The organism is Ensifer sp. SL37 (assembly GCF_026672675.1).
Lineage (GTDB): Bacteria > Pseudomonadota > Alphaproteobacteria > Rhizobiales > Rhizobiaceae > Ensifer > Ensifer adhaerens.
This window is the reverse complement of record NZ_JAPPRN010000006.1, coordinates 3,294,562-3,310,736: the sequence shown is the minus strand read 5'-3', so window position 1 is coordinate 3,310,736 and position 16,175 is coordinate 3,294,562. Positions and strand designations below refer to the sequence as shown.

The 16,175-nt window shown below is 62.5% G+C and carries 14 protein-coding genes; 5 read left to right on the top strand and 9 right to left on the bottom strand.

Annotation, left to right across the window (positions count from 1 at the left end):
* Positions 1-157 precede the first annotated feature (157 nt).
* The 3 genes from znuA (at position 158) to OVA00_RS28315 (ending at position 2,876) form a co-directional block, all read left to right on the top strand.
* Positions 158-1,144: a zinc ABC transporter substrate-binding protein ZnuA gene (gene znuA / locus OVA00_RS28325; RefSeq protein ID WP_326494146.1), complete on the top strand. Its 987-nt coding sequence runs from the start codon at positions 158-160 to the stop codon at positions 1,142-1,144.
* 317 nt (positions 1,145-1,461) lie between these two features.
* Positions 1,462-2,664, top strand: coding sequence for a GTP-binding protein (locus OVA00_RS28320; protein ID WP_034788454.1), 1,203 nt, complete (start codon positions 1,462-1,464; stop codon positions 2,662-2,664).
* Positions 2,664-2,876 (top strand): hypothetical protein, encoded by a 213-nt coding sequence (locus OVA00_RS28315; protein WP_192438175.1) that lies wholly within the window; start codon positions 2,664-2,666, stop codon positions 2,874-2,876. Before OVA00_RS28320 ends, OVA00_RS28315 begins: the two co-directional genes overlap by 1 nt.
* A gap of 35 nt (positions 2,877-2,911) precedes the next feature.
* Here the strand turns inward: OVA00_RS28315 and OVA00_RS28310 are convergent, their stop codons facing one another.
* Together OVA00_RS28310 and OVA00_RS28305 are read right to left on the bottom strand one after the other, a co-directional pair.
* Positions 2,912-3,313, bottom strand: coding sequence for an RcnB family protein (locus OVA00_RS28310; RefSeq protein ID WP_034788451.1), 402 nt, complete (start codon positions 3,311-3,313; stop codon positions 2,912-2,914).
* 124 nt (positions 3,314-3,437) lie between these two features.
* Positions 3,438-5,066 (bottom strand): glycoside hydrolase family 43 protein, encoded by a 1,629-nt coding sequence (locus tag OVA00_RS28305; RefSeq protein ID WP_268090046.1) that lies wholly within the window; start codon positions 5,064-5,066, stop codon positions 3,438-3,440.
* Positions 5,067-5,411: 345 nt separating this feature from the next.
* On the opposite strand from OVA00_RS28305, the gene OVA00_RS28300 reads away from it, so the two are divergent.
* Both OVA00_RS28300 and OVA00_RS28295 read left to right on the top strand, forming a co-directional pair.
* Complete coding sequence (locus tag OVA00_RS28300) at positions 5,412-5,987, top strand: TRAP transporter small permease subunit (RefSeq protein WP_034788445.1); 576 nt, start codon at positions 5,412-5,414, stop codon at positions 5,985-5,987.
* On the top strand, positions 5,984-7,780 hold the full coding sequence (locus tag OVA00_RS28295) for a TRAP transporter large permease (RefSeq protein WP_268090044.1): 1,797 nt from the start codon (positions 5,984-5,986) through the stop codon (positions 7,778-7,780). The genes OVA00_RS28300 and OVA00_RS28295 overlap by 4 nt, the downstream gene beginning before the upstream one ends.
* 85 nt (positions 7,781-7,865) lie before the next feature.
* Here the strand turns inward: OVA00_RS28295 and OVA00_RS28290 are convergent, their stop codons facing one another.
* The 7 genes from OVA00_RS28290 to OVA00_RS28260 form a co-directional block, all read right to left on the bottom strand.
* A complete protein-coding gene (locus OVA00_RS28290; RefSeq protein WP_268090043.1) occupies positions 7,866-8,279 on the bottom strand; it encodes a cupin domain-containing protein in 414 nt (137 codons plus the stop codon).
* Between the two features lie 149 nt (positions 8,280-8,428).
* The gene (locus OVA00_RS28285) at positions 8,429-9,535 is read right to left on the bottom strand and encodes a TRAP transporter substrate-binding protein (RefSeq protein WP_034788435.1); all 1,107 of its coding nucleotides are present in this window, start codon (positions 9,533-9,535) and stop codon (positions 8,429-8,431) included.
* A 275-nt stretch (positions 9,536-9,810) separates the two neighbouring features.
* Positions 9,811-10,839 (bottom strand): L-glyceraldehyde 3-phosphate reductase, encoded by a 1,029-nt coding sequence (gene mgrA / locus OVA00_RS28280; RefSeq protein WP_034788432.1) that lies wholly within the window; start codon positions 10,837-10,839, stop codon positions 9,811-9,813.
* 129 nt (positions 10,840-10,968) lie between these two features.
* The gene (locus OVA00_RS28275; RefSeq protein WP_112770909.1) at positions 10,969-12,147 is read right to left on the bottom strand and encodes a Gfo/Idh/MocA family protein; all 1,179 of its coding nucleotides are present in this window, start codon (positions 12,145-12,147) and stop codon (positions 10,969-10,971) included.
* Positions 12,148-12,162: 15 nt separating this feature from the next.
* Positions 12,163-12,924 (bottom strand): sugar phosphate isomerase/epimerase family protein, encoded by a 762-nt coding sequence (locus OVA00_RS28270; protein WP_034788429.1) that lies wholly within the window; start codon positions 12,922-12,924, stop codon positions 12,163-12,165.
* A gap of 69 nt (positions 12,925-12,993) precedes the next feature.
* A complete protein-coding gene (locus OVA00_RS28265) occupies positions 12,994-13,683 on the bottom strand; it encodes a D-lyxose/D-mannose family sugar isomerase (protein WP_034788426.1) in 690 nt (229 codons plus the stop codon).
* A 5-nt stretch (positions 13,684-13,688) separates the two neighbouring features.
* Positions 13,689-16,163, bottom strand: coding sequence for a beta-mannosidase (locus OVA00_RS28260; RefSeq protein ID WP_442780564.1), 2,475 nt, complete (start codon positions 16,161-16,163; stop codon positions 13,689-13,691).
* Positions 16,164-16,175 lie beyond the last annotated feature (12 nt).

Sequence of the window (16,175 nt, the reverse complement as noted above, 5' to 3'; positions counted from 1 at the left end):
CACTGGCTATCGCACACGTTATAGCATAACGCAATTGATGTAATAACATTACATGACAACTTCAAGGCCGGCAACGGCCCGTTGGAGTAACAGTTTTGCATGCCCGAAGCGCGCCTGGCCGATGTGGCAGGCACGCCAATCAAGCCCGGAGAACCCGATGAAATCGACATCCGCCCTGCTTTTTGCCTCTACCATGCTTCTTGCAGCACCTGCCGCAGCGGACAGCCCCAATGTGGTGGTTTCGATCAAGCCGATCCACTCCCTTGTCGCCTCGATCATGCAGGGTGTGGGCGAGCCGTCGCTAATCGTCGAGGGCGCCGCCTCGCCGCACACCTACAACATGAAGCCTTCGAACGCCTCGGCCCTGCAGGCGGCAAAGGTGGTCTTCTGGGTCGGTCCCGGCCTCGAAGCCTTCCTCGACAAGCCGCTCGACGCCTTGAGCAGCGGCGCAAAGGTGGTGGAGCTCAGCGAAGCGCCCGGCATCGAGAAGCTGAAATTCCGCGAAGGCGGTGCATTCGAGGCGCATGACCACGGCGACGAAGGCCATAGCGAGGAAGGCCACAAGCATGCCGAGGGCGAAGCGGGGCACGATCACGGCCATGACCACGATCACGGCCACGGCGATGCCGATCTGCACATGTGGCTCGATCCCATGAATGCCAAGGCGATGGCCGCCGAGATCGAAAAGACGCTCACTGAGGCCGATCCTGCCAATGCGGGCGCCTACAAGGCCAATCTGGACGCCCTGAACAAGCGCCTGGATGCGCTCGACGCCAAGCTCACGGAAACCGTGGCACCGGTGAAGGACAAGCCCTTCGTCGTCTTCCACGACGCCTACCAGTATTTCGAGCACCGCTATAAGGTTCGCGTCGCCGGCTCGATCACCGTCAGCCCTGAGGTCCTGCCTGGCGCGGATCGGGTGTCGCAGATCCATGCCAAGATCAAGGAACTCGGTGCCACCTGCGTCTTTGCCGAGCCACAGTTCGAGCCGAAGCTGATCAATGTGGTGATCGAGGGAACGCCGGCGAAATCCGGTACGCTCGACCCGGAAGCCGGCACGCTGGAGGCCGGCCCGGATCTCTATTTCCAGATGATGGAAGGGATCGGCACCTCGCTGAAGACCTGCCTCGCCTCGGCAAGCTGACCCGTCCTCCCAAGGCGGTATCGGTGGGCGCTCGCTTGGCTCGGCTATACGGGCGCCCGCCCCTCTCTCTATCATTCTCGGGATTGGCATTCTCGGCGAGATGGTGCGGAACCGGGCCGCCTGCTGGAACCTCGGGTCAAGGAGGATTGACGGAAAGACTAGCCACAGGCGACCAAAAGATTGGAACGACGACCTGCCGGCAAGTTGGGTTCAGCCCAGAGGTCCGGTGCCAAACTTCGCACTCGTATCAGGCGAGCCAACGCGCTCGCCTTTTTTACCGACGGTATTCGTAACGATATAACATACAGGACCAATCGATGGAAAAGCTCCCTGTCACCGTTCTCTCCGGCTTTCTTGGCGCCGGCAAGACGACACTGCTCAACCACGTGCTTTCCAACCGCGACGGGCTGCGCGTCGCCGTCATCGTCAACGACATGAGTGAGGTCAACATCGATGCGGCGCTGGTGCGTGATGGTGGTGCCGGTCTGTCGCGCACGGAAGAGCAACTGGTGGAAATGACCAATGGCTGCATCTGTTGCACGCTGCGCGACGATCTCCTGAAGGAAGTCCGCAACCTCGCCGAACAGAACCGCTTCGACTATCTGCTGATCGAATCGAGCGGCATTTCCGAGCCCCTGCCCGTCGCCACCACCTTCGATTTTCGCGACGAGGACGGTGAAAGCCTGGCCGATGTCGCGCGGCTCGACACGATGGTGACGGTGGTCGATGCCGCGAACCTGCTGGCCGACTATTCCTCGCTCGATTTCCTCGCCGACCGTGGCGAAACGGCGGGCGAAGGCGATACACGCACCCTCGTAGACCTCCTGGTCGAGCAGATCGAGTTCGCCGACGTGGTGGTCTTGAACAAGGTCGGCACTGCGACGCCCGAGCAGGTGGATGCCGCCCGCAAGATCATCGTCGGGCTCAATCCCGATGCGCGGCTGATCGAAACCGATTTTGGCAAGGTGAACCTGCGCGAGGTGCTTGGAACCGGCCGCTTCGATCTCGCCAAGGCCGAAGAACATCCGCTCTGGTACAAGGAACTTCACGGCTTCAAGGACCATATCCCGGAGACCGAGGAATACGGCATCCGCTCGTTCGTCTACCGCGCCCGCCGCCCGCTCGATCCCATGCGCTTCCAGGCCTTCCTCAACCGTTCCTGGCCGGGCGTGCTTCGCGCCAAGGGCTTCTTCTGGCTCGCCACCCGACCGCATTATGTCGGCGAGATCAGCCAGGCCGGCCCGCTTGTGCGGACCGGCAAGATGGGGCTCTGGTGGTCGGCCGTGCCTCAGGAGCAATGGCCGCGCGAACCAGGTTTCCTGAAGGCGGTCGGTCCCTACCTGGACCCGGTCTGGGGTGATCGTCGCCAGGAGATCGTCTTCATCGGCGCCGACCCGATGGACGAGGCGGAGCTTCGTGCCGAACTCGATGCCTGCCTGATCGCCGACGAGCGCTTTCGTCCGGAACGTTGGCGCGATCTTGCCGACCCCTTCGCCAGCTGGTCGCCACGGGCCGCCTGATGGCAGACCCCGCGCGCGTACCGCGCCGACCGCGCTTCACCTGCATGGCGCTCAACGCCGCCGGGCGGCCGGTGCCGATGTTCGATCCGTTTCTGGGAGATGAACCCGCAGATGGGGACGCGCCGGAAGCGGCAGGCGCTATCGAACTCCTGCTTTTTGGCGACCGGCAAAACCCACGCGCCGGTTACCGAAAAGGCGAAGGGGCGGCGTGAAAACGCCGCCCCTTCGCTGAACCCAGAGTGCCTTATCAGCGTGCTGCCGCCAGGCCGACAATGACGCCGGTGGCAAGGCTGATCAGCAGGAAGTCGTTGCCGGACCGTACCCATTGCTGGCCGCGCGGCGGCTGGCGAAGCTTGTAGTAACGGTAGTCGCGCACCTGCGCCATGTGGCGGCGCTCGGCCGGCGACAGGCGATGGCCGCGCGCCCAGCGCTCCTTCTTCTTGACGATCACCCGCTTTTCGATCGTGACGTGCTTGTCGACGTGACGATCCACGCGGCGGTCCATGTGACGATCGTAATCGCGATCGACGGGTCGACGCGAACGATCATAGTTCTGCGCCACCTCGAAGGATCCTGCCGGCTGGGCAAGGGCTGCGACCGGCGTAATCAGAACGGAGCTGGCGACGAGCGCGATCAGGAGACGTTTCATTCGGGTGTCCTTTCTTTGTCTGCACCCGAAAATTAGACCCCGCTTCCTGAACCGAATATGAAACTCTACATTACAAATGCGTAATGATATCCATCACTTATTCCATAATTCTAATGTTTGCGGATCAACTTGCCGCAAGGCTGACGTAGCGGAAGCGGTCGAAATCGGCAGCCTTGCCCGCGCCTGAGGTGTCGAAGGCGAACATGCCGGCGAAGGCCCCGGTGAAGGATCCATGCTCGCCGCGGCCGCCCTCGTCGGAGACCACGCCCGCATCGAGAACCGGGCCGATCGGCTGCCAATCCACCGCTGCGTTCGCCCGCCAGAAGAACTGCAGGTCATTGTCGCGAACGTCCATGGCAAGGTCGATCGGACCATCGGGAATGGCGATGCCGCTGCCGACGGGGAACTGCAGCCGGCCGTGCGGAAAATCGCCGGGGCATGAGAGGATCGTCAGCGCCCGGCCCAACGTTTCGTGCCAGGTGATGCCGAGCGCATGGAACTTGTGGCGATTGTAGTAATGCGTCACACCTGCAACCTGTTGGTAGGTTACGGCCGTGAAATCGACCGTCGTCTCGGCGCGGAAGGAATGATGCTCCTGCCGCCGCGCGACCAGCGCCTGCTCGAACCAGCTGCCGATGCTCTCTCTGCCGAACAGCCTGAGGTGGCCCGGCCGCCATTCGAGCGAGAAGATCCGCTCCGGTTCCGGCGTACGCAGCCATTGGAACTCGAAGGGCAATGCCTGGCCGTCGAAATGCGTTTCCGTAACCACCGGTGTCGCCACCTGCCCCGCCGGTCCCGGCGCCGGCACGAGCACCTCCGGCACCGGGCCGCCGTTTTCGAGATAGAGCCAGCCATCATCGCGCCAGACACATTTTTGCAGGGCCGTCTCGCGACCGAGCGTACAGCGGCGTCCGGGAGGCAGCGGTCGGCCGGTCAGATGCGTATGATAGGCCTGCCCATCTGGCGTCTCGACATATTGGCCGTGGCCCGCGCGCTGCAACGGCGCTTCGGGGTGGTCCTTCGACGTGATCAGATAGATATCCGGATGCATCTCATAGGGGCCGTCGATCGCGCGTGAGCGGGCCATGGTGACGGCGTGGTCGTAGCCGGTTCCGCCTTCCGCCGTCGTCAGATAATACCAGCCGTTTCGCTTGAACAGATGCGGCCCCTCGACGAGGCCGAGTGGTGAGCCGGCAAAGATGTTCTTCACTGGGCCGACGAGCCTGCGTGTCCGTTCGTCCCATTCCTGCAGCAGGATGCCGTCAAAGGCCGGATGTTTCGGCGAGCCGCCGAAGCTTTCGGTGCGGTGGTTCCACTGCATGTTGAGGAACCACTTGCGGCCGTCGTCATCATGGAAGAGCGACGGGTCGAAGCCGGAGGAATTGACGTAGACCGGATCCGACCAGGTCGCCTCGATCGCCTCAGCCGTGACGATGTAGTTGTGCGCGTCCTTGAAGTTGCCGTCGAAGCGCTTGACGTCGGTGTACACCAGCCAGAACAGGCCATCGTCATAGGAAAGACACGGCGCCCAGACGCCGCAGCTATCCGGGTTGCCGCGCATGTCGAGCTGGCTTGCCCGCTCCAGCGGACGGCGGACGAGTCGCCAGTTCACCAGATCCCGCGAATGGTGGATCTGCACACCCGGGTACCATTCGAAGGTGGAGGTCGCGATGTAGTAGTCGTCTCCGACACGGCAGATCGAAGGGTCCGGGTTGAAGCCCGGCAGAATGGGGTTTCGGATCATGGCAGTCATGGTTCAGGCGTCCTCCCTTGGCGGCGCCATCCGACCTCAAAAATCATACAAATTCAAGCCTGCAACGTTGCAGTAATTCGCGCGTCGTATCGCCTGTGCCCGGCTTTCCACATCGATTCGCTCGGCGATGTGCACCTTAAGGCGGCTGACGATCGCCGTGCCTCGCCGTCTGCAACCGGATTGCACAAACAATGGGCAAAGCGCTGGATCACCCTATTCTACTTTAGTCGGAGGCGGCCGAACTACACGGGAAAATCGCGCCTCAGACTTGAACGTGCGCTTGAAATCGGCACTCTGGCTATGCTTGGCACAAGAACCATAAAAGCCATCGCGGGGAGGAAATCGATGAGAGCTTTGCTCGGCTTTAGCCGACTTATAGACACGATCACGGAATTTATCGGAAAGAGCGTTTCATGGCTGATCCTGGCCGCTGTTCTCGTCAGCGCCGGCAACGCAGTGATCCGCAAGATCTTCAACATGTCGTCGAATGCCTGGCTCGAGGCGCAATGGTATCTGTTCGGCGCCGCCTTCATGTTTGCGGCCGCCTATACCCTGAGCCAGAACGAGCACATCCGCATCGACGTGGTCTACGGTCAGTTCTCGCGCCGCGTGCAGCATTGGATCGACCTTCTTGGGCACCTCCTCTTCCTGATGCCCTTCGTGCTGCTCGTGCTCTATTACCTCTTCCCCTATGTGAAGATGTCCTACGTCTCGGGCGAGGTCTCATCATCCGCCGGCGGCCTGATCATCTGGCCGGCCAAGGCCATCCTGCTCTTCGGCTTCCTGCTGCTGGCCTTCCAGGGCGTGTCGGAGATCATCAAGAAAATCGCGATCATGACCGGAAACATGGAAGACCCGACACCCTATGTGCCGACCCATGCGCCGCTTGACGATGTCGTGTCTCCGGAGACCCGTCCATGATCGAATTCATTGCTGAAAACCTGGCGCCGATCATGTTCGCGTCACTGATCGTGTTCCTGCTTTTGGGATACCCGGTCGCCTTCTCGCTCGCCGCCAACGGCCTGCTTTTCTTCATCATCGGCGTCGAACTTGCGCCGCTGTCGGATTCGATCAACCTCTCCTGGCCCCTGCTCAACGCGCTGCCTGACCGGTTCTGGGGGGTGATGTCGAACGACACATTGCTTGCCATCCCCTTCTTTACCTTCATGGGGATCGTGCTCGAGAAATCGGGCATGGCGGAAGACCTGCTCGACACGATCGGCCAGCTCTTCGGCCCGATCCGCGGCGGTCTTGCCTATGCGGTCATCTTCGTCGGCGCGCTGCTTGCAGCCACGACAGGCGTCGTTGCCGCCTCGGTCATCGCCATGGGCCTGATCTCGCTGCCGATCATGTTGCGCTACGGCTATGACCGGAAGGTCGCCTCGGGCGTCATCGCGGCTTCCGGCACGCTCGCCCAGATCATCCCGCCGTCACTCGTGCTCATCGTTCTTGCCGACCAGCTCGGCCGTTCGGTCGGCGACATGTATGCCGGCGCGCTGATCCCGGGCCTGGTGCTGACCGGACTGTACATGGTCTACATCCTGATCATGACGATCCTGAAGCGTGACTCCATGCCGGCCCTGCCGCTGGAAGCCCGCACGCTGGGCTCCGGCGTTACCTCGCTGTTCATCGCGCTCGCGGTCGCAGCCGGCATTGCCTATGCCGCCCACGTCTATCTCTACCCGACCCAGGGCGAGAACGCCGATATCCTCGGCGGCACAGTGGGCGTTGCCTTCATCTATATCGTCGCCCTGCTCGACCGCGGCCTGAAGATCAATGCGATGTCGAGGCTTGCCCAGCAGGTCATCATCGTGCTGATCCCGCCGCTGGCGCTGATCTTCCTCGTCCTCGGCACCATCTTCCTCGGCATCGCAACACCGACCGAAGGCGGCGCCATGGGTGCAGTCGGCGCGCTGATCATGGCGGCCGCCAAGGGTCGTCTCAATCTGGACGTCGTGCGCGGCGCACTGACGGCAACGACAAGGCTTTCCGCCTTCGTGCTGTTCATCCTGATCGGTGCACGCGTCTTCTCGCTCACCTTCTATGGCGTCAACGGCCATATCTGGGTCGAGCACCTGCTGACGGCGATGCCGGGCGGCGAGACCGGCTTCCTGATTGCCGTCAACCTGCTCGTCTTCTTCCTGGCGTTCTTCCTCGATTTCTTCGAGCTCGCCTTCATCATCGTGCCGCTGCTTGCGCCCGCTGCCGACAAGCTTGGCATCGACCTCATCTGGTTCGGCGTGCTCCTCGGCATCAACATGCAGACGAGCTTCATGCACCCGCCCTTCGGCTTCGCGCTCTTTTACCTGCGCTCGGTCGCGGCCAAGGTGCCCTATCTCGACAAGATCACCGGCAAGTCGATCCAGCCCGTTACGACCGGCCAGATCTACTGGGGTGCCGTACCCTTCGTCGGTATCCAGATCGTGATGGTGGGCCTGACGATCATGTTCCCGCAGATGGTCATGCACTACAAGGGAACCGGAACGGGCGTCGATCCGAACACCATCAAGATCGAGGTGCCCGGCTTCGGCGCCGGCGGTGGCGGTCTCGGCCTGCCCGGCGGCCTGCAGCTTCCAGGCGGCAGCCCGCTCGACCAAAAGCCGGCCGATCAGGGTGGCGCCCAGCCGCAGACCGCTCCGTCGTTTGGCAGCCCGGGTGCCCAGCCACAGCCGGCCCCCTCAAACGACCTCAGCCAGCCGCCGTCGTTCAAGTAGGACCGCTGGCAGACAGAAAAGCAAAGGGCGGCCGATAAGCCGCCCTTTCCATTTCTACAATCGCTGAGACGACGACCGAACTCGTTCAATCCAGCCGCTTGGCCGGATTGTCGCGGTACCAGTCGACGATCATCGGCATCGCCTCCTCGAATGGACCGCCGACATAAACGTTGAGCAGCCCCATGCGCGCCTCGCTCTCGTTCTTGAAGTCATGCATCATCCCGCGCGGGATGACGAACAGCGAGCCCTTCGGCTTCTGGTGCCAGATGTCGCCGACGAGCACGCTCGCCGTGCCCTCGATCACGTAGAAGATCTCGTCGTTGTCGTCGTGCTTGTGGGCGCCCGGTCCCTCGTGCCTGGCATCGAGCCACCATTCCGAGACCGAAAATCGACCAGCGGTTTCAGCGCCATCGGCTTTGAAGACGGCCTGGATGGCGCCCATGTCGTAGCGGCGGCCCTCGTCGGGACCGAGCACGACCGATTGGCCTTCGCTTGGCATAGTTCTTCCTCCGTCCTGTTGAGGCAGCAACCCTACCACGAAATGCGTTCAGTACGGCGCGCAGCAATACGCCGTGCGCGCGGCAACGAAAAAGCCGCCCGCAACGGATATCGCGAACGGCTCGTTTCAATCGGCAATGAGGGAAAAGCTTAGAGCTTGCCGCCGCGCTGCTGGATCATCATGAAGGTGTCGTAATTGTATTCGGCGATCTGGGCGTTGAGGTAGTACTCGCCGCGGAAAGCCTTGATCGAGTCCCAGATCTTCTTGAAGGTCGGGTTCGAGGCTTCCATCTCGGCATAGACCTCGTTGGCCTTGTCGAAGCAGGCTGACAGGATTTCGGCGCTGAACGGGCTGAGCTTGGCACCCGAAGCCACCAGGCGCTTGATCGCCGAGGGGTTCAGGTAATCGTACTTCTGCAGCATGTTCGCGTCAGTGGCGTGGCAGGCGGTGCGCAGCAGCGACTGGTAGTTCTTCGGCAGTCCTTCGAACGCCGCCTTGTTGAACATGGCGTGGACCGTCGGACCACCTTCCCACCAGCCGGGATAGTAGTAGTAGGGCGCAACCTTGTAGAAGCCAAGCTTCTCGTCGTCATAGGGGCCGACCCATTCGGCAGCGTCGATGGTGCCCTTTTCCAGCGCCGGGTAGATGTCGCCGCCGGCGATCTGCTGCGGCACGACGCCGAGCTTCTCGACGACCTTGCCGGCGAAACCACCGATGCGCATCTTCAGGCCCTGCATGTCGGCAACCGTCTTGATTTCCTTGCGGAACCAGCCGCCCATCTGCACGCCGGTGTTGCCGCCGGGGAAGCCGACGAGGCCCTGCGTGCCGAGGAACTCGTTGAAGAGGTCGATACCGCCGCCATGGTAGTGCCAGGCGTTCATCCCGCGCGCGTTGAGCGCGAAGGGAACGGCTGCACCGAGCGCCCAGGTCGGGTCCTTGCCCCAGTAATAGTATGCGACCGTGTGGCAGGCCTCGACCGTACCGGCAGCAGCCGCGTCAGCGGCCTGCAGGCCTGGAACGATTTCGCCGGCAGCGAAGACCTGGATCTGGAAAGCACCGTCGGTTGCCTCCGAGACGTATTTCGACAGCACTTCGCCGCCGCCATAGATCGTGTCGAGCGACTTCGGGAACGACGACGCCAGGCGCCAGTTCACCTTCGGGTTTGCCTGCGCGATGGCCGGTGTCGCAAGCGCGGCTGCACCTGCGGCCGCCAAGCCGCCGAGGCTTGCGTTTTTAATGAATGAACGGCGATCCATGGTTCCTCCCCTAGTTCTCGCCAAAGGGCGGGCGCAGCGCGCCTCTACCCATCAATCCACCCTGCCCCTTCCCGGACAAACGGTGGCTCTCCTCCTCGTTACCCGTCGAAAGCGACTGCGATCAGCACCGCAACCGGCAGGCATTGTCGCACCTTACAGAAACACCGGACCATGTCCAGAAGCCGCTTTCCGGCGTTTATTCGACTTTTGTCTAATACGCCGGAAAGCGATGTGCTTTGCCTAAAATGCAGGCAAATCAATATTTTCGGTCGAAATCAGAGCTCGGCCGACTTGGCCCAGAGGTTGATGTCCGCCTCGCGCGCATAGAGATCGATCTCGGCCAGTTCGTCGGCCGTGAACGTGTCGTTTTCGAGCGCCTTGACGCAATCGACGATCTGCTCGGAGCGGCTGGCGCCGATCAGTGCCGAGGTGATCCGGCCGTTGCGAAGCACCCAGGCAAGCGCCATCTGCGCCAGCGTCTGGCCGCGCTTTTCGGCGATACCGTTCAGCTTGCGGATGTTGTCGATGATCTCGGGGCGGATGAAGTCCTTCTTCAGGAAGTGGTTCTGCGCCGCGCGGCTATCAGACGGGATGCCGCCAAGATACTTCGTCGTCAGCATGCCCTGGGCGAGCGGCGAGAAAACGATCGAGCCGATGCCGAGATCTTCGAGCGTATGGATCAGCCCATCGTCCTCGATCCAGCGGTTGAGCATGGAGTAGCTCGGCTGGTGGATGAGGCAAGGCGTGCCGAGATCCTTAAGGATCGCGGCGGCTTCGCGGGTGCGCTGCGAGTTGTAGGAGGAAATCCCCACATAGAGCGCCCGGCCCGAACGCACGATATGGTCGAGCGCACCGCAGGTTTCTTCGAGCGGCGTCTCAGGGTCGAAACGGTGCGAATAGAAGATGTCGACATAGTCGAGGCCCATGCGCTTCAGGCTCTGGTCGCAGGATGCGATCATGTATTTGCGGCTGCCCCATTCGCCGTAAGGGCCGGCCCACATGTCGTAGCCAGCCTTGGACGAGATGATCAATTCGTCGCGCAAGTGCGCGAAGTCCGTGCGCATGATTTCGCCGAAGGCAGTCTCGGCCGAGCCCGGAGGCGGGCCGTAATTGTTGGCGAGGTCGAAATGGGTGATGCCCAGATCGAACGCCGTGCGGCACATGTCGACCTTGCGGTCATGCGGTGTGTCGCCACCGAAATTGTGCCAAAGCCCCAGCGAGATCGCCGGCAGCTTCAGGCCGGAACGGCCGAGACGGTTATATTTCATGGTGTCGTAGCGGTTTTCCGCCGGTAGCCAGGTCATCGCACAATCCTCCGCGATCGATCTCCGGATGGCGAACTCGTCCGCCACCCTCAAAAATGAAACGGTTTCCGTAGCGGTTGGCCGCTACGGAAACCTCAGTTCACAAAGGTCTAAACCTCTCCGGTGTCGCTATGAAGCGGCAGCGACGCGATTTCCCGACATTTCTTCTTCGGTCTCGCGCAAGAGTGCCCGAGCTTCCTCGATGCCGAGGGCGGCCGGCTGGGTGCAAGTGGTGGAGAGTTCGACGAAACGTCCCTCCTCGCCAGATTTCAGGATCGACACCATGACGTCGACGCCGTGCAGCGCGCGGTCGAGCGAGCAGCGGGCATCGCGGCCTTCGAGGATGGCGAGCGCCATGTCGGCAAGGCCGGCGGTGCGGTAATTCGCCATCGGCCCCTGCGGATGCTCCTGGTTGGCAACACCGAAAGGATGATCCCAGGGCTCCAGCGGCTCGATTTTCTTGTCGCGGCCGCTTGCTTCCACCGTGCCGCCGAAGAAGTTCGGGTCGGGCACGTAGAGCGAGCCTTCGGTGCCGTAAAGCTCCATGTTGGCATGGCGGTGCGACCAGACATCCCAGCTGGCCGACAGCGTGATCGTCGCGCCGTTCTCAAATTCGAGCAGCGCGTGGATGTTGGTGGGCGTCCTGACCGGGATCACCTCGCCCTTGCGCGGTTCGCTGGTGATCGTGCGGGTCGGGTTGGCCATGGTGGCGAGCGCCGCCACGCGCTTCACCGGGCCGATCAGGTTGATCAGGTTGGCGATGTAGTAGGGACCGAGATCGAGGATCGGGCCGCCGCCGGGCAGGAAGAAGAAGTCCGGGTTCGGATGCCACATCTCCATGCCCGGGCTCATGACGTGGCAGGTGCCCGAGGTCACCCGGCCGATCTTGCCCGCGTCAACATAGCTACGGGCAAGCTGATGCGCGCCGCCGAGGAAGGTGTCCGGCGCGCAGCCGACGGAAAGGCCCTTCGCCTTGGCGATCGCCCTCAACTCCTCGCCCTGCTCCAGGGAGAGCACCAGCGGCTTTTCCGAATAGACGTGTTTGCCGGCTTCGAGGATTGCCTTGGAGACCGGATAGTGCGCGTCCGGAATGGTCAGGTTGACGACGATGTCGACATCGGGATTGGCGAGCAGCGCCTCGATGCTCTCAGCTTTAACGCCGTATTCGGCCGCCCGCGCCTCGGCTGCCGCCGGGTTGATGTCGGCGCAGGCGACAACCTTGATGCCCCGGAAAAGCGGGGCAAGCTTGAAGTAGGTGGTGGAGATGTTGCCGCATCCGATGATGCCGACGCCAAGTTCCTTGGTCATGGATAAACCTGCTTCTCAATAGGATTGGATGGAGGCGAGCGAACGCTTGGCGAAGCGCTTGAAATCACTCGGGTTGTCGTGCTCGGCGATGAAGTAGCGGGCCTTCGTGCCGGAAAGTGCCGCAAACAGGCCTTTCCAGTCGACCGTGCCCTCGCCGACATCGGCCCAGCCGTCCTCGTCCTTCTTCTCGCCTGTCGGCGCGATGTCCTTCACATGCACGGCGGTGATGCGGTCGCCATACTTCTTGATCCAGGCGATCGGATCGGCGCCGCCGCGGATGATCCAGGCGATATCGGCCTCCCAGGAGAGATCCGGTCCGCCCGCAAAGATCAGGTCCTGCGGAATACTGCCATCCGGAAGGGCCGCGAACTCGAAGTCGTGGTTGTGCCAGCCGAAGATCAGCCCGGCATCACGATAGGGCTTGCCGGCCTTCTGCAGCCGCTCGCCGAAGGCGCGCCAGCCGGCGGCATCGGTCGGGCGCTGGTCGGGCATCAGGTAGGGGCAATAGATCGCCTTGATGCCGAGCGCCTTGGCGATTTCGAGCACGCGGGCCGGATCGCTTTCGAGCATGTCCAGGCCAAAGTGCGCGGTCGGCATGGCGAGACCATTGTCGTCGAGACCTTCCTTGAAGCTGGCGATCTCGGCGTCGCTGAGCGCTGCGTAAAGCGCGCCGTAACCTTCGACCTGGCTGTAGCCGGCGTCGCCGAGTGCTTTCAGCACATTGGCGAAAGGCGGGAAATTGCGAGCGCTATAAAGCTGGAAACTGACGTCCTTCATGAAATCCTCCTCGATTTCGTCCTGGGGGTCTTGGGATAGTGGGATCTTGGGGTTGTTGGGGTCTCGGTATCACCTGAGCCAGGTATCGTAGTCCGACACCAAGAGGTGGGCGGGGCCTGCGTCCTCCTCGATCGCCGAGAAGCGACCGACCGGCTCGCGGAAATAGTTGTCGGTGAGATCGTCGTTGACGGTCGATACTTCGCCCATCAGCACGTCGGCGCCCTCGGCCCAGAAGGCGTGCCAGTTGCCAGGGAGAAGCGTGACGCTTTCACCGGCCTTGAGCTTCAGCAGGTCGCCAGCTTTCAGCGTGCGCAGCCGTGCATCGGTCGCGACAACGACGTCGCTCTCCTCGTCAACCGAGCCGTCCGGTTTGGAATTGTACATCTGCAGCACCAGCGAACCGCCGCCACGGTTGATGATGTCCTCGGTCTTGACCGCGTGACGGTGCAGCGGGTTGACCTGGTCCTTGGCGGTGATCATCAGCTTCTCGGCGTAAACCATGCCCTGCCCGGTCTTCAGATTGGCGGCGTTGCCGTTGCGCAGCGTGAAGAGCACCAGCCCGAACTCCTCGAAGCGGCCCTTGCCATAGTCGGTAATGTCCCAGCCGAGCCGGGCATCAAAGATCGTCGGACTGTCGGAAGCGACGCGCGCCTTCAGTTGCTCCGGCGACCAGTAGGCAAAGGGTGGCAGGGTGAAGCCGAAGCTCTTCATGAAGGCATCGCTCTCGGCGATGATGTCGTTGACGTGGCTGCGTTTCATGGCGGTCAACCCTTTCCCTGGCAGGATTCGAGATCGAAGGCGGAAAAGCGCGGCAGGTCACCTGCGCCAAGCGGCACCTTCGGGGTGAAACGGATGACCTTCGTCTCGCCGGCCAAGAGGTCGAAGGCGTTGTCGGAATAGCGCCCGGCGACATCCGCCTCGATCATCACATGCAGCGCCAAGCCGCTCGCCTTGACCGTGACGTCGAAGGCGCCCTCGCCTGCGGGCGCGACATCGAGTGTCAGGCCGGACGGCTTGAGGTCGAGCCCCTTGTAGGTGCCGTTGACGTGGTGCCCCTCACCGCGCATGCCGTTCGATGCCTCGAACGACCAGAACAGCAGATCGCCTTCCGGAATGTCGAAAGCCGCGATCGTCGCCAGCGTTGCTGCCCGGTCCGGGCCGCAGGTACCGGCGACCGCCGCGAGCGGCGTGCGCTGGCCATCGAGCGAAACCAGGAAGGTCTGCAGCGCGACGGTCACCGGCTCTGCCGTATCGTTGACCATCGAGAACGCGATTTCCTTTCCATCTGCCGATGGGATCGCTGCGACCGAGACCGGCTGGAAGAAGCGACGGACCATGTAGTGCATCGCCTTCCAGCTGCCGCCATAGTCGAGGCTCGACCAGGAGGCGACCGGCCAGGTGTCGTTGAGCTGCCAGTAGAGCGTGCCCATGCAATGGGGCTTCAGCGAGCGCCAGTAGTCGACGGCCGTGCGGATCGCCAGCCCCTGCTGCACCTGGCTGAGATAGACGAAAGCCGGAAAATCCTTGGGGAAACGGAAGTAGCGGAACATCGTGCCGGCGATGCGCTCGTTGCCGCCGACATTCTTCTGGTGGCTCTCGATCACGGGCGACGCGATATTGAGGTCCTTCTCGGCCGCAAACTGCCGGATGACCGGCATCGACGTATAGGACTGGAAGCCGAACTCCGAGCAGAAGCGCGGCCGCACGGTGCGGTAATTGTCGAAGGACTTGTTTTCGTGCCAGACCGACCAATAGTGCATGTCGCCGGAACCATCGGCATGCCAGGCGTCGCCGAAGTCGAGATATCCCGACGCCGGGCTCGACGGCCACCAGATCGCTTCGGGCAGCGCCGCCTTCAGCGCCACCTCGATGGTGCGATTCAGCCGGTCATAGGAGACGAGATAACGGTCGCGATCCTTGCGCGGCTCTTCGAACCAGGTGAGCGCGCCGACGAGCTCGTTGTCGCCACACCAGACCGCGATCGACGGATGCGACGACAGGCGCTTGGCCTGGTAGTCCACCTCGGCTGCGACATTCTCCAGGAAATCCGGCGTCGAGGGATAGAGGTTGCAGGCGAACATGAAGTCCTGCCAGACCATGAGGCCCAGCCGGTCGCACAGATCGTAGAACCAGTCCGGCTCGTAGAAGCCGCCGCCCCAGACGCGGATCATGTTCATGTTGGCATCGACAGCCGAGGTCAAAAGGTCTTCGACGCCTTCGCGGGTCACCCGCGACGCCAGCGCATCGGCCGGGATCCAGTTGGCGCCCTTGCAGAAGATCTCGCGCCCGTTGACGCGGAAGGCGAAGCGGCTGCCGGCCTCGTCCTTGTCGGTCAGAAGCTCGACGGTGCGGAAACCGATCTGACGCGTCACCTGCTCCTGCGGCACCTCGACGGTCAGCCGCGACAGGTCCTGCTCGCCGCTTCCAGCCGGCCACCAGCGCTTGGGCTCGCTCACGGTGAAGACATGGGTGATGCGGGTCTCGCCCTTGCCGACGGCGCAATCGAGCCGTTCGCGGTCCTCATCGAGCGAGAAGTGCACCGGCACAATGCCCGGCCCATCGGCAAAGAGCGTCAGCGTCACCACCAGATCGACGCTGCCATCCTCCAGCCAGACCTGCTTGCTCGTCACATGCTCGATGCGGGCGATCTCCAGCCGGCAAAGGGCGATCTCTCCGTAGACGCCGAGCGGTGCGATCGCGAGGTTCCAGTCCCAGCCGAAATGGCACTGGGGTTTGCGCAGCATATTGCCGTTGGCGATCGGTGAATTGCCAGGGTGATAGGGCACGTAGAAGGGCTGCTCCGCCTGCCGCCGCGCGCCTTCGGCAATCGAGGAATGCAACACGATGCGGATGCGGTTCTCGCCTGCAACCAGCGTCTTCGAGACATCCGGGCGATAGCGGCGGAAGCAATTCTCCGCTTCAAGCACCAGCTTGTCATTGACGAACACCGAGGCAACCGTGTCGAGGTATTCAAGGTCGAGATACCAGTAGCCGGCAATGTCGTCGGCACTGACCGTGACCGTGCGCTCGATCACCCAGTCCTTGTGCGCCACCCACTGCACGTCGTTCTCGTTGCGCCCCACATACGGGTCGTCGATCACGCCGGCCTTCAGCAGTGCCGAATGCACATCGCCCGGCAACTCCATTGCCAGCGCATGGCTATTGTCGACGGAAGAAAGTTGCCAATCCCCTGCGAGATCGAGACGAATGGCGGTGCGGGTGAAATCCTCAGAGAGCATGCGCATGGTTCC